14 protein-coding genes are annotated in these 13,151 nt (G+C 54.7%); 9 read left to right on the top strand and 5 right to left on the bottom strand.

From position 1 onward, the window contains the following. Position 1: 1 nt before the first annotated feature. From OS190_RS09425 to OS190_RS09410, 4 genes are all read right to left on the bottom strand, one after another. Positions 2 to 820 carry an ABC transporter ATP-binding protein gene (locus OS190_RS09425; RefSeq protein ID WP_267158443.1) on the bottom strand — a complete coding sequence of 273 codons (819 nt, stop codon included), beginning with the start codon at positions 818 to 820 and terminating at the stop codon, positions 2 to 4. Positions 821 to 869: 49 nt separating this feature from the next. After that, positions 870 to 1,652 carry an ABC transporter ATP-binding protein gene (locus tag OS190_RS09420; protein WP_267158442.1) on the bottom strand — a complete coding sequence of 261 codons (783 nt, stop codon included), beginning with the start codon at positions 1,650 to 1,652 and terminating at the stop codon, positions 870 to 872. Positions 1,653 to 1,780: 128 nt separating this feature from the next. Beyond that, a complete protein-coding gene (locus OS190_RS09415; protein WP_267158441.1) occupies positions 1,781 to 2,971 on the bottom strand; it encodes an ABC transporter substrate-binding protein in 1,191 nt (396 codons plus the stop codon). A gap of 511 nt (positions 2,972 to 3,482) precedes the next feature. Continuing rightward, positions 3,483 to 4,487, bottom strand: a complete 1,005-nt coding sequence (locus OS190_RS09410; protein WP_267158440.1) for a GlxA family transcriptional regulator — start codon at positions 4,485 to 4,487, stop codon at positions 3,483 to 3,485. 196 nt (positions 4,488 to 4,683) lie between these two features. Here OS190_RS09410 and OS190_RS09405 point away from each other — a divergent pair, with 196 nt between their 5' ends. Continuing rightward, a complete protein-coding gene (locus tag OS190_RS09405) occupies positions 4,684 to 6,054 on the top strand; it encodes a class II 3-deoxy-7-phosphoheptulonate synthase (RefSeq protein WP_267158439.1) in 1,371 nt (456 codons plus the stop codon). Positions 6,055 to 6,175: 121 nt separating this feature from the next. Here OS190_RS09405 and OS190_RS09400 read toward each other — a convergent pair whose 3' ends face one another. Then, a complete protein-coding gene (locus tag OS190_RS09400; RefSeq protein WP_267158438.1) occupies positions 6,176 to 6,889 on the bottom strand; it encodes a PAS domain-containing protein in 714 nt (237 codons plus the stop codon). Between the two features lie 290 nt (positions 6,890 to 7,179). Between OS190_RS09400 and OS190_RS09395 the strand changes: the two genes are divergently transcribed. The 8 genes from OS190_RS09395 to OS190_RS09360 all read left to right on the top strand — a co-directional run bounded on the left by OS190_RS09395 (position 7,180) and on the right by OS190_RS09360 (position 13,014). Further along, complete coding sequence (locus OS190_RS09395; RefSeq protein WP_267158804.1) at positions 7,180 to 8,058, top strand: YicC/YloC family endoribonuclease; 879 nt, start codon at positions 7,180 to 7,182, stop codon at positions 8,056 to 8,058. Positions 8,059 to 8,061: 3 nt separating this feature from the next. Beyond that, a complete protein-coding gene (gene gmk, locus OS190_RS09390; protein ID WP_267158437.1) occupies positions 8,062 to 8,715 on the top strand; it encodes a guanylate kinase in 654 nt (217 codons plus the stop codon). Beyond that, positions 8,712 to 9,233 carry a gamma carbonic anhydrase family protein gene (locus OS190_RS09385; RefSeq protein WP_267158436.1) on the top strand — a complete coding sequence of 174 codons (522 nt, stop codon included), beginning with the start codon at positions 8,712 to 8,714 and terminating at the stop codon, positions 9,231 to 9,233. The genes gmk and OS190_RS09385 overlap by 4 nt, the downstream gene beginning before the upstream one ends. Positions 9,234 to 9,236: 3 nt before the next feature. Beyond that, positions 9,237 to 10,325, top strand: coding sequence for an ATP-binding protein (locus OS190_RS09380; protein WP_267158435.1), 1,089 nt, complete (start codon positions 9,237 to 9,239; stop codon positions 10,323 to 10,325). 258 nt (positions 10,326 to 10,583) lie between these two features. Next, a complete protein-coding gene (gene phoU / locus OS190_RS09375; protein ID WP_267158434.1) occupies positions 10,584 to 11,291 on the top strand; it encodes a phosphate signaling complex protein PhoU in 708 nt (235 codons plus the stop codon). 4 nt (positions 11,292 to 11,295) lie between these two features. Next, positions 11,296 to 11,985: a phosphate regulon transcriptional regulator PhoB gene (phoB, locus tag OS190_RS09370; RefSeq protein WP_267158433.1), complete on the top strand. Its 690-nt coding sequence runs from the start codon at positions 11,296 to 11,298 to the stop codon at positions 11,983 to 11,985. Positions 11,986 to 12,247: 262 nt separating this feature from the next. Further along, a complete protein-coding gene (locus tag OS190_RS09365; protein ID WP_267158432.1) occupies positions 12,248 to 12,511 on the top strand; it encodes a hypothetical protein in 264 nt (87 codons plus the stop codon). Continuing rightward, positions 12,508 to 13,014 (top strand): chemotaxis protein CheD, encoded by a 507-nt coding sequence (locus OS190_RS09360; protein ID WP_267158431.1) that lies wholly within the window; start codon positions 12,508 to 12,510, stop codon positions 13,012 to 13,014. The genes OS190_RS09365 and OS190_RS09360 overlap by 4 nt, the downstream gene beginning before the upstream one ends. Positions 13,015 to 13,151: the final 137 nt, after the last annotated feature.

Below are 13,151 nucleotides of genomic sequence, written 5' to 3'. Positions count from 1 at the left end.
ATCAGCCCCCCAAAAACGATTTGCGCACTTCGGGATCGGCCAGCAGTTCCTTGCCCGTCCCCGAATAGGCATTCGCTCCTTGCACCAGTACATAGCCCTTGTCGGCAATCTCCAGCGCCTGCCGCGCATTCTGTTCCACCATCAGGATCGGGATGCCCGTGCGGGCGACCTCGATGATACGATCAAACAACTCATCCATCACAATCGGAGATACGCCTGCCGTGGGTTCGTCCAGCATCAGCACCTTGGGTTGCGTCATCAACGCACGCCCCACCGCGACTTGTTGGCGCTGGCCGCCTGAAAGTTCACCCGCCGCCTGCAGGCGTTTGTCCTTGAGGATCGGAAACAGGTCATAAACCTGCGCCATGGTGTCTGAGAAATCGTCCGTGCGGATGAAGGCACCCATTTCCAGATTTTCTTCCACAGTCATCGAGGTAAATATGTTTGATGTTTGCGGCACAAATCCCATACCCTTGGCCACTCTGTCTTGTGGTGACAAATCGGTAATGTCCTCGCCGTCCAGCCGCACATGACCCTTACGCATATCGAGCATGCCGAACACGGCCTTCATACCCGTTGATTTGCCCGCACCGTTTGGACCGACGATCACGGCAATTTCGCCCTTGTCCACGGCAATCGTACAATCATGCAGGATGTCCGGCCCGTTTCCATAGCCTGCCGTCATCGAGTCCCCGATCAGAAAAGGCCCTCCCGGTGCGGAAAAACTGGCACCGCTGCGTTGCGGAATTTCAGAGCCCATGCCCTTGGGATTGCCGATTGACAGATCTTTGTTGCCGCGGTCACCATACGGATCGCTCATGCTACGCGTCTCTTTTCTTGAGTGTCGTTAGAATAATGCAGAAGATGGGTCATGCCCCCACCTTGGTTTTGTTTTTCAGGCCTGTGCCGAGATAGGCCTCGATCACCTGTTCATTCGCCTTGATCTCGGCCAGGGTACCTTCGGCCAAGACATGTCCTTCGGCCATACAGATCACCGGATCACAGAGGCGGCCGATGAAATCCATGTCGTGTTCGATCACCACAAAGGTATAGCCGCGCTCCTGATTCAAACGGATGATCGCGTCACCAATCGTGTTGAGCAGGGTGCGGTTCACACCTGCGCCGACTTCGTCGAGAAACACGATCTTGGCATCCACCATCATGGTACGCCCCAGTTCAAGCAGCTTTTTCTGCCCCCCGGAAATCTGGCCGGCCTTCTGCTCTGCCAGATGTTCAACGGTGAGAAATTCCAACACCTCATCGGCCTTGGCGCGCAGGGCGCGTTCTTCATCCGCGATGCGCTTGCGCCCGAACCAGGTGTTCCACAGGGTTTCCCCCGATTGCCCCCCCGGCACCATCATCAGATTCTCGCGGCAAGTCATCGAATGAAACTCATGAGCGATCTGAAAGGTCCGCAGCAATCCCTTGTGAAACAAATCATGCGGCGGCACGCCTGTTATGTCTTCGCCATCCATATAGACGCGGCCTGAGGTCGGTTGAAGAACTCCTGCGATAACATTGAAAAGAGTGGTTTTTCCAGCTCCGTTTGGCCCGATCAATCCGGTTATGGAACCACGGTCAATCGTCAGGCTTGCGCCGTCGACTGCATGAAACCCACCGAAATGCTTGTGAAGATCGTCGACGACGATCATGTGCTCTTGCCGTTGCACCATATAACTATCCCCGTTGCCACACTTTGGCGGCTATGATCATTTTGATCTTATATATGTGAAAGCAGCCCACAGAAATGTGAGGGCTGCTTTCAGCTTTATGCGTCAGCTTATTTGAAACCGATGGTTTCGTTTTTACCGTCTTTGACTTCGATCATACGATAGGTACCCGCTGATTCGCCCGGTCCGATCAGTTCAACAGCAGATGCGCCGACATAGTCCACGTCTTTGCCAGCCTTGATAAGTTCAAGTGCCTTGCCCAGTTCACCAGGATAGATTTTCTCGCCCGGCGCGTTGGCAACCTCAAGGATCTTGTCTTTATAGTCCGCTGGATCGGTAGAGTTTGCGGCCTGCATCGCCATCATGAACAACGCTGCTGCGTCATAGGATTCAGGTGTGTAAGGGGAGGTGGCGTCAAACGCGTCACCGGCCATTTCGACAAGTTTGTCGATGCCGTTGCCCTGCGAACCCGCAATCTGACCATAAGAACCGTCAAGGTCAGGACCAATGGTCTTGGGCAGGTTTTCACCGATCATACCACCTGGCAGACCAAAGGTTTCCCAAGCCCCTGCATCCAGCGCGGATTTGATGATGCCAGCACCCCCCTGATCAAGGTAGCCCGCAACGACCAGAAGGTCACCGCCGGCAGAGGCCAAGGCACCAACTTCGGCAGAATAGTCAGCCTTGCCGTCTTCATGCGCCGCAACGATCGTCACTTCGCCACCAATCGCCTTGAACGAGGATTCGATCGCGTCAGCCAGACCCTTGCCATAGTCGTTATTGGTATAGGTCAGGGCAATGGATTTCACGCCACGTTCCTGCAGAATTTCTGCCATCACTTCACCTTCGCGCGCATCGGAAGGAGAAGTGCGGAAAAACAGCCCGTTGTCTTCCATGGTTGTCAGGCCCGGTGATGTCGCAGAAGGCGAGATCATGACCATGCCGTTTGGAATGGCGACGTTCTGCAAAACAGCGCCTGTCACACCGGAACAATCCGATCCAACCAGACCGTTGATGCCTTCAGCAAGCAAACGTTCGGCACCGGCAGTTGCCATACCATTGTCAATGCACCCGCCATCCGCGCGAATAGAGGTAACCTTTGCACCGTCCAGCAGCATGCCGCTGTCGGTAACTTCTTTCATGGCCATCTCTGCACCTGCAGACATTGGACCCGTCAGTGATTCAATCGGACCGGTAAAACCGAACAGAATCCCGAGCTTCACTTCTTTGGCGTGGCCATCGGCAAATGCGCTTGTTGCAACCAGAGCCGCAGCCGTTGTGGCCATAAGCATCTTTTTCATGTGGATCTCCCTTGTTGGAACATGATGTTCGCGCCAGAGCCTATGCGGGCAAATATCAAAAGAAAAGGCATTTTTCCCGTTCCGTCATTGGTCCTTGCGCCCCCATCAAGGATGCAATCTTGCCATTTTCACAGCAAAAGTACGATTGCGCGATGAACAGTGGAATTTCGGGAAGAAAGACATGCGTTTTCCTCATTAGTTACCGAATTTCCTGCGTTTCACCGATTTGTCTATGTATCCAACTGGCCTGACATGGGTGTAAAAATCCTGCTCTCTACGGTCCTGACCAGCGGGGGGTGACTGCTTTTACTATCGTGGGGTGCCATCATAACGCCTTGAACGACGTGGGTTGATCAACAGGCCAGGGAACCACCACCGCCAACCCAGCAAGGAATAGAGCAAAGGCGCAAAAGCGAATGGATCATGCAAACACCCGGACGCAGCCGGTGTAAACGAGCACAGCAGGGTACCCGATCTTGTCCAATGAAACCAGATGGTCACTTTTGGAAGGCTAGATCGACAAGCGCGCCGCATGTGACCCGCGTTCGCGGTAGGGTGTCGTTTCGTAGTGAGCACGATAGCATTTGGAAAAATGCGAGGGCGATGCAAAGCCGCAGGCCAACGCCACGTTGATCACGCTCATGTCGGTCTGCATCAACAGGTTGCGTGCCTTCTGCAGACGCAATTCCATGTAGTACCGCTTGGGTGAACGGTTGAGGTAACGTCGGAAAAGCCGTTCTAGCTGACGCGTCGACATGCCGACTTCTTTGGCCAAAAGTGATGGGCTTATCGGCTCTTCGATGTTGTTCTCCATCATCTGGATAACTTGAGACAATTTCGGGTGCCGGACCCCGATCCGGGTTGGCACGGATAGACGTTGGGTGTCCTGATCGGTGCGGATAGAGGAATAGATCAATTGATCCGCCACCGCATTGGCAAGCTCTTCACCGTGATCATCGGCAATGAGTTTCAGCATCAGATCAATCGATGAAGTGCCACCAGCGGTCGTCAACCTGTTGCCATCCACGACAAAAACCGACTTGGTCAGATCAACTTCCTCGAATTCTTCGGCGAAACTATCCTGATTTTCCCAATGGATGGTCGCCCTTTTTCCATCAAGCAATCCAGCCTTGGCCAAGGTATAGGCGGCAGTGCATAGCCCGCCGACAACCAATCCCTTGCGGGCTTCGCGGCGCAACCAGCCCAGCACCTTCTTAGTCGTGGCATCCTGCACATCCATGCCACCGCAAACCATGATCACATCATCCCGGGTCAAATCGGTCAGGTCATGATCCAGCTTGAAGGTGGATCCGGCAGAACATTGAACAATGTCGCCACCTTCACCCATGGTTGTCCAGACATAGAGAGCCTTGCCCCCCATCCGGTTCGCGATACGCAGGCTGTCGATCGCTGTGGCAAAACACATCAAACTGAACTGATCGAGCAATACAAAGACAAAGCGCTTGGGTTTGTCTGTATCTAGAGGAATACGGATTGCTGAGCGTGATACGGACATAGCAGCGTCCTTTGGTTGGTGTTTCGCGCAAGGCTCATAGAGCGGTGCCCGCCATCAAACCTGACCGAAACCTTGCTCATGCGCCACGCCCGGCGTCAAGTGGTCGCAAATGGGTTCTGGTCACTGGGGGCGGCATTTTGTATAGAAAGAACCATGATAGCGCTGACAAACGGTGTTTCGCAACGGAGAAGAGACCATGACCACGTGGAGTAAATCAAGCTGGCGCGCAAAACCGCGCATCCAGATGCCTGACTACCCTGATCAAGCGGCATTAGAGGCCGTTGAGGCACAGCTTGCACGATATCCGGTCTTGGTTTTCGGAGGAGAGGCGATGCGGTTGAAGAACCGTCTTGCCGCAGCCGGTCGCGGTGAGGCCTTCCTGCTTCAGGGTGGGGATTGTGCCGAGAGTTTTGAACAATTCAGTTCAAACGCGATTCGCGATACCTTCAAGGTCATGTTGCAGATGGCCATCGTGTTGACCCACGGGGCCAAGGTACCTGTCATCAAACTGGGGCGTATGGCCGGTCAATTTGCCAAACCGCGTTCAGCCAATATGGAAACGGTGGATGGCGTGGAACTGCCCAGTTACCGTGGCGACATCATCAACGATCTAGAATTCACTGCGGATGCCCGTATTCCGAACCCTGAAAAGATGCTGCGCGCCTACACACAGGCGGCGGCAACGCTGAACCTGTTGCGGGCTTTTTCAACGGGCGGCTATGCCGATGTGCATCAGGTGCACGGCTGGACGCTGGGCTTTACCGATCAGGAACGGGCGGCCAAGTATCGCGAAGTAGCCAACCGGATTTCTGATACACTTGATTTCATGTCTGCGGCAGGTGTGACTTCGGACACGGCGCATACGCTTCAATCCGTCGAATTCTACACCAGTCATGAATCCCTCTTGCTCGAATACGAAGAAGCCCTGTGCCGTCAGGACAGTTTGACGGGCAAATGGCTTGCCGGGTCGGGGCATATGGTTTGGATCGGCGATCGCACGCGCCAGCCTGACGGGGCACATGTGGAATTCGCCTCTGGCATCATGAATCCCATCGGTCTCAAATGCGGGCCCAGCATGACGGCAGAAGATCTCAAACTGCTGATGGCCAAACTGAATCCGGACAATGAAGAAGGGCGGCTGACCCTGATCGCACGTTTTGGTGCGGGTTCCGTGGGTGAACACCTGCCAAAGTTGATCAAGACGGTGCAGGAAGAGGGCGCGAATGTTGTCTGGACCTGCGATGCAATGCACGGCAATACGATCAAATCGTCTTCGGGCTACAAAACGCGACCGTTTGAATCCGTCCTGCGTGAGGTGCGCGAATTCTTTGCTGTACATGCGGCCGAGGGCACAGTTCCCGGTGGCGTTCACTTCGAGATGACGGGCCAGGACGTGACAGAATGTACCGGCGGCGTGCGGGCTGTCTCGGACGAAGATCTGTCAGACCGCTACCACACTGCCTGTGATCCGCGCCTGAACGCCAGCCAGTCACTGGAGCTGGCGTTTCTTGTGGCCGAGGAACTCAGCACGCGGCGCAACCAGCAACGCGCCCGCGCGGCAAGCTAGGCCGCAACGAAAGCAGATCGGTAAAGCCGTCGAAGGCAACTTTGACGGCTTACCCCTAAAAGGGTGTGCGCGACCCTGCGCTTTTGCCTCATCACCCATCCGAGCATTTGGCCAGCCCAGACTAATCTTCAGACTTGACCAGTCTCAAATATGGCGGGCGGCGCTTTTTCGAGGTGCCATCAAAAGGCTTGGAATCCTCGGCCATCCCGGTCGGCAGGTCTTGTCGTCTTGAGATCGAAAGCAGAGCAGGATTGCGCAATGGATCCGAAGGGCGTGCAGGGGGCTGACCTGCTGTTATGTGCAACACTGTCTTGGTCACAATATCAAACCTGCGCGGGGACAAACCCATGTCGCCCTTGCTCACGAAACACCCCAGCGCACGGCTGACGTCACCCAGATCGCTTTTCAGCGGCAGAAGGATCATCCGTGCATCCAGCTTCGGGCGGCCACCAGCCGCCGGCGATGTCAGCTTCAGCGTACTCATCGCGGGCATTTGAAACACATCCTCCAACATATCGGAAATTGCAGGGCGGTCTGCCGCCGCGAAAAACGACGTTAACGGCATACCGCGTACTTCCATGCCCATCAGATCATTCAGATGGTTGCCAGCAATACGAAGCCGGGCAATACCCGGCGCAATGCGTTCAAGAATGAAAGCATATTCAAGTGCCTGTTCAATTCCACGAGGATCAATATCAGAACGTTTGGGCAGCAAACGGGTGCCACGGACGGCTTCCCAATAGGCTTCGACCTGCGCAATTGCGCTGTATCCTGTCTCTGACTGAAATCGTGTCATGGCAAAGACATTCTGCCCAATGCGATGTGAATTGTCCATCTGCCTTACTCACCCTTTTGAAACGTGGCAGTGCATGAAAGCCAATTGGGGTCACCCTGCCAATCTTGCAATTTGAACTGCCTTGGGCAGCAAACTTATCAAAACCCTAATACGTCGGTTTAACGGCAATTTGCGCGTTTTCTTAAGGCATGGTTAACGTCCGACCAGTGCAGGGGCTTGCCCCAATGTGGTGTTTCGACCTATTGCGGTTGGGAAATTGGGCCAAAGGAACGGCAGGCATGACTATCACCGCAGACACCCCACCCAAAGGCGGATCCCAAATCAAGTCGATGACCGGCTTTGCCGCTGCAACCGGTGCGGATGCGCCGTTCAGTTGGGCGTGGGAAGTGCGTGCAGTAAACGGGCGCGGGTTGGATCTGCGCCTGCGTGTGCCCGATTGGATTGATGGACTGGAGATCGCCCTGCGCAAACGGCTTGGCGCGACCATGGCGCGTGGCAACGTCACCTGCAACCTGCGTTTGAACCGCGATGAATCCGTTGGTCAACTGGCCGTGAACGAAGGCCAGCTCGAAAATGTCCTGAACGCATTACACTTGATCGAAACCCGCGCGATGGATGCGGGGGTCTCCCTTGCCCCGTCCAAAGCGACCGACATCGTCACCATGCGCGGCGTATTGGAACAGACCGGTTTCGAAGATGATGCAGCCGCCCTTTGCAAGGTGCTTCTGGATGATTTCGAAATCATACTCCGGGATTTTGATGCCATGCGTCAGCAGGAAGGGGCCGCTCTGCATGCCATATTGTCTGCACAACTGGAAGAGGTCGAAACCTTGACCGCGCAGGCAACAGGACTTCTTGCGGCCCGCAAGGCCGAAATGTCCGCTGCGCTGCGTAAAAACCTCGCCCGTGTTCTGGAAAACGCGGATGGCGCGGATGCGGATCGTATTGCACAGGAACTCGCGATCATCGCCGTCAAGACAGACATCACCGAAGAGGTTGATCGCCTGGGCGCGCATGTTGAGGCGGCAAGGCTTCTCTTGTCGTCGGGCGAAGCTGTGGGGCGCAAGCTGGATTTTCTCATGCAGGAATTCAACCGTGAAGCCAACACCCTGTGCTCCAAGGCGCAGATGAAGGAATTGACACAGATCGGTCTGGCACTGAAAGCGGTGATCGACCAAATGCGTGAACAAGTGCAAAATGTGGAGTAGGATATGACCGCCAACAACCCCGAAAGACGTGGATTACTGATCATCCTGTCATCGCCCTCGGGAGCGGGAAAATCCACGCTGGCGCGCCGGCTGATGCGATGGGACGAAAGCCTGCAGTTCTCGGTTTCTGCCACCACCCGCCCGCCGCGCCCTGGAGAGATTGACGGAAAGGACTATTTTTTCGTTTCGGAAGAAAAGTTTCGTAAATGGATCATGGATTCAGAAATGTTGGAACATGCCCATGTTTTTGGCAACAACTACGGTTCGCCGCGCGCGCCGGTGGAAAAAGCGATCAATGCAGGTCGTGATGTATTGTTTGACATCGACTGGCAAGGGGCCCAGCAGATACAGCAATCCATACTTGGCTCGCATACTCTTTCGATCTTTATTCTGCCGCCTTCGATCCCCGAACTCAAGCGGCGCCTGATTAGTCGCAACCAGGACAAGGCGGAAACCATCGCCAAGCGCATGCGCAAAAGCTGGGATGAAATCAGCCATTGGGACGGTTATGATTACGTATTGATCAACGACGAACTTACGGAAACCGAAGAGAAACTGAAAACCATTATTCGCGCAGAACGGATGCGCGTGGCACAACAGCCGCGGCTGCTGGACCATGTGCGCAAGTTACAATCAGAATTTGAGGAAACCACATGACCCTTTACGCATTGGACGACATCCAGCCCACCGTCAACGAAAGCGCCTGGATCGCCCCCGACGCCAATGTGATCGGCAATGTTGTGCTCGAAGCGGGAACTTCCGTCTGGTTCGGTTCCACCCTGCGCGGGGACAACGAAGCTATCTTTGTCGGGCAGGGCAGTAATGTTCAGGAAAACTGCGTGTTTCACACCGACATCGGGTTCCCGCTGAGTATCGGCAAGAATTGTACCATCGGCCACAAGGTGATGCTGCATGGCTGTACCATTGATGACAATTCTCTCATCGGGATGGGCGCAACGGTGCTGAACGGTGCCAAAATCGGCAAGAACTGCCTGATCGGTGCAGGTGCCTTGATCACGGAAAACAAGGTTATACCCGACGGATCGCTGGTCATGGGTGCACCGGGCAAGGTCGTGCGCACATTGGACGAAAAGGCGATTCAGGCTCTTACGGCTTCCGCGCTTCACTATAGTGAAAACGCGGCACGATTCCGGCGGGATCTGAAACCGGTCTGAACAATGCCAGACGTCGCTGTCCTGCTTGATCTTATTTCGGCTTTGCCTTTGCCAACGCTGGCGATTGACAAGGATGAAAGGATTGTTGCCGCCAATCCGGCTGCAAGCGACCTGATCGGCAAGGGCGCCACGGGGCGTCATTTCATGACCATCCTGCGTCAACCCAAACTGGCGACGGCGGTCGAGCAGATTCTGGAAGACGGAAGTCCCCGCAACGCGGTATTTCTTGCCACCGACATTGGCACCGAGAAAAGCTATGAGGTGACGCTGAAGAGGGCTGGGGCCTTTGATGTTGTCATCGTCAGCTTTCAGGACAGTTCAAGCGAAGCGCAGGCCGGTGAAATGCGCCGCGATTTTGTTGCCAATGTCAGCCATGAACTGCGCACACCTCTGACCTCACTGATCGGGTTCATTGAAACCCTGAGCGGACCGGCACGCGATGACAGCAACGCCCGCGAACGGTTCCTGAACATCATGGCAGATGAAGCCGGGCGCATGAATCGTCTGGTGGGAGATTTATTATCTCTCAGCCGGGTCGAAGCAGAAGAACGCGTCAAACCCGAAAGCTCTGTCGACCTGGTAGCAATTTTGCAATCCTCGTTACGCGCTCTTAAACCGCTGGCTGACGATAAGGGCGTGACCCTGTTCCCCGTGATTGGTGCTGCGCCCATACCGCTGTTGGGAGATGCAGACCAATTGGCGCAGGTTTTTACAAACCTGATTGAAAACGCAATAAAATATGGCAGCAGCGGCAAACGTGTCGACATAACAACAGAAGAATTGGACCGCGACGCCATGCTGCGTGGCCCTGCAATTCTTGTCACTGTGCGCGACCATGGCCCCGGTATTGATCCCATGCATCTGCCGCGGCTGACGGAACGTTTTTACCGTGCTGACAACCACCGCAGCCGTAGCTTGGGCGGCACCGGATTGGGCCTGGCCATTGTGAAACATATCCTGAACCGACATCGAGGCCGCCTCAAGATCACATCGGAACTGGGGCAGGGTGCCTGCTTTTCCGTGATCCTGCCCAGACAAGTCGAAACGAAATCACCGGCCGGATCAATTTCAGGAAAACCTGAACTGTCATAAAACTGTAATCTTGCTGTTACACACCTGCAGCATCATCCGTCTAAAGCTGCATCAGGATCTTCAAAATGCACCGCAACGAAACTGTACTCCAGGAAAGACTTCAAATCTGTGACTGACCTGACAAAAACAACATCGGCAATCCCTGCGAGAAAGTGCCAATCGGTTGAACCGGATCTGGCCAACAGATCTGGCGGGATCTGGACAAGTTACCGGCAAACCGGTGTGCATCACAGTTTCATAGTAACACACGGTTAAATTATGTCGGATCAACACATCCTGTCCGGTTTTGACCGCGACCTTGAGGCGGTTCAGGCCCAGATCATGAAAATGGGCGGCCTTGTCGAAGAATCCATCCGCCTATCCGCCAGATCTCTGGAGACCCGCGACGAAGAGTTGGCCGAACAGGTGCGCAGTGATGACAAGGCCATCGATGCGCTGGAAAGCGAGATCAACGAAAATGCGGCCCGTGTCATCGCACTTCGTGCGCCCACGGCAATTGACCTGCGCCTGATCCTGAGTGTGATCAAGATCAGCGCAAATCTGGAACGCATCGGGGATTATGCGAAAAACATGGCCAAACGCACTGGTGTTCTGGCGACCATGCCAGCGGTCAATGATGGCACAAGTGCGATCCGCAGGATGGCCGGCGCGGTAGAAGCCATGCTCAAGGATGCGCTGGACGCCTACATCCAACGCGATGCGGATCTCGCCTTGGACGTGATCCAACGCGATTCGGATGTCGACCAGATGTACAACGCCCTGTTCCGTGAATTCCTGACTTTCATGATGGAAGACCCGCGTAATATCACAGCCTGCATGCATCTGCATTTCATCGCCAAGAATACCGAACGCATGGGGGATCACGTCACCTCGATTGCCGAACAGGTGATCTATCTGGTGACCGGTGATCACCCGGAAGAGGAACGTCCCAAAGCCGACCGTACATCGGTCGGACCAAAAGGATAGGCTCATGTCTGTCACACAACCTCACGTCCTTCTTGTGGAAGACGAGCCCGCCCAACGCGAGGTTCTTGCTTATAACCTTGAGGCCGAAGGATACACCGTCAGCCGTGCGGACAATGGCGAAGAAGCCATGCTGCAAATCAGGGAAATAACGCCTGATCTTGTGATACTCGACTGGATGATGCCGCTGATGAGCGGGATCGAAGTCTGCCGTCAACTCAAGACCAAGGAAGAGACCCGCAACATTCCCGTCATCATGCTGTCGGCACGCTCTGAAGAAGTTGACACCGTGCGTGGACTGGAAACCGGCGCGGACGACTATGTCATCAAACCCTATTCCCTACGCGAATTGATGGCGCGCGTACGTACGCAATTGCGCCGCTCAAGACCGCTTGCAAGCGGCGAAACACTGCGTTTTCTTGATATTACTCTCGACCCCGAACGCCACCGTGTCACCCGGTCGGGGGTGGAACTCAAACTTGGTCCGACAGAATATCGTCTGTTGGCGACCTTTCTTGAAAAACCGGGCCGTGTACTTAGCCGCGACCAGCTTCTGGATCTGGTTTGGGGTAGTGATATATATGTCGATACCCGCACTGTGGATGTACATATCGCGCGATTGCGCAAGGCGCTGGCCCTTGGCGGGGGTGATGATCCCATTCGCACGGTGCGCGGCGCGGGCTATGCCCTTGGCTGACATGCTGCGCCGGATCGGGATCGGGACCAAAGGTAAATCGGTTCGGAGTGGATACCTATCCAACTTTAAATACTTAGTTGTCCCAACTTGGATTCCTTTGTTCATCATTCATCTTTTTACCACATCAAGACGGGGTCGCGCAGTGGCTGGTTGCATCAGGGCAGACCAGCCAAAGCAGGGACAAACACTGTAGAATACCAGATTCGCAAACGGTCTCTGCCAATCCGTCGCAACGTTGCGTGAATAGAAAAAGGGTTTCATCGTGGACGATTCCCGCACCATTCCAGGCTGGTCGCCTCAGGTACCGGAACAGGATCACCGTCCTGGCCTGGACGGTAAGACGGCATCTGACCTTGTTGCCCGACAGGTCGTCAAAGACAACAATCTTAATGTAACTACTCTGGATATTGAAATGTCGGGCATGAATAGATTGGGTTTCCTTGAAAAACTCATACATCTCGACAAAAACGGCAACCCCGTCAAACGAATGCTGTGGCACCATACTCTCAATACCACGCGCCAATGAAACAGTTCGTCATCACGCAGGGTGAGTTTTTTGTCTCAAGTGAGGTTGGTACCACGATTTCGACCTTGCTGGGATCCTGTGTTGCCTGCTGCCTCTGGGATCCCCTCGTGGCCGTTGGCGGTATGAACCATATCCTCTTCGCTTCGTTGCAACGCAACCGGGTCAAATGTGACAGGGCGGGGATCAACGCGATGGAATTGTTGATCAATGAAATGCTCAAACGCGGGGCGCATCGCGCACGGCTCAAGGCAAAACTGTTCGGGGGGGCTCAAATGATTGATGGTCTGTCAGAAATTGGCCCGGCGAACAGTACCTTCGCAACCCAATTTCTGGCAGTCGAGGGGATCGAGTGTATTTCCAGTTCCTTAGGCGGTTCCTCTGCCCGCCATCTGGTTTTTACCCCGACCACAGGCGCGGCCAGAGTCAAAATTCCCAACTTCATTCCAAAGGAAACCCTCCCTTCCGCGAAACCAGAAAACGGAAATGATCTGGAGTTGTTTTAAGGCCGGGTGAATGGCAGGAAATGGCAAGGTGATCAGATTGGTTCCCCCCCCCCCAGAACGAATTGCGAGAATGCACCGCTGTCATCCGTAAGATGAGGTAACGCCAGGATTCAATTGGGTGATGATTGTTTCGATGG

Source organism: Sulfitobacter sp. F26204 (genome assembly GCF_026410305.1).
Classification (GTDB): domain Bacteria; phylum Pseudomonadota; class Alphaproteobacteria; order Rhodobacterales; family Rhodobacteraceae; genus Sulfitobacter.
Note: the sequence above shows the minus strand (reverse complement) of the source record. Positions and strands in the feature narration are given on the sequence as shown.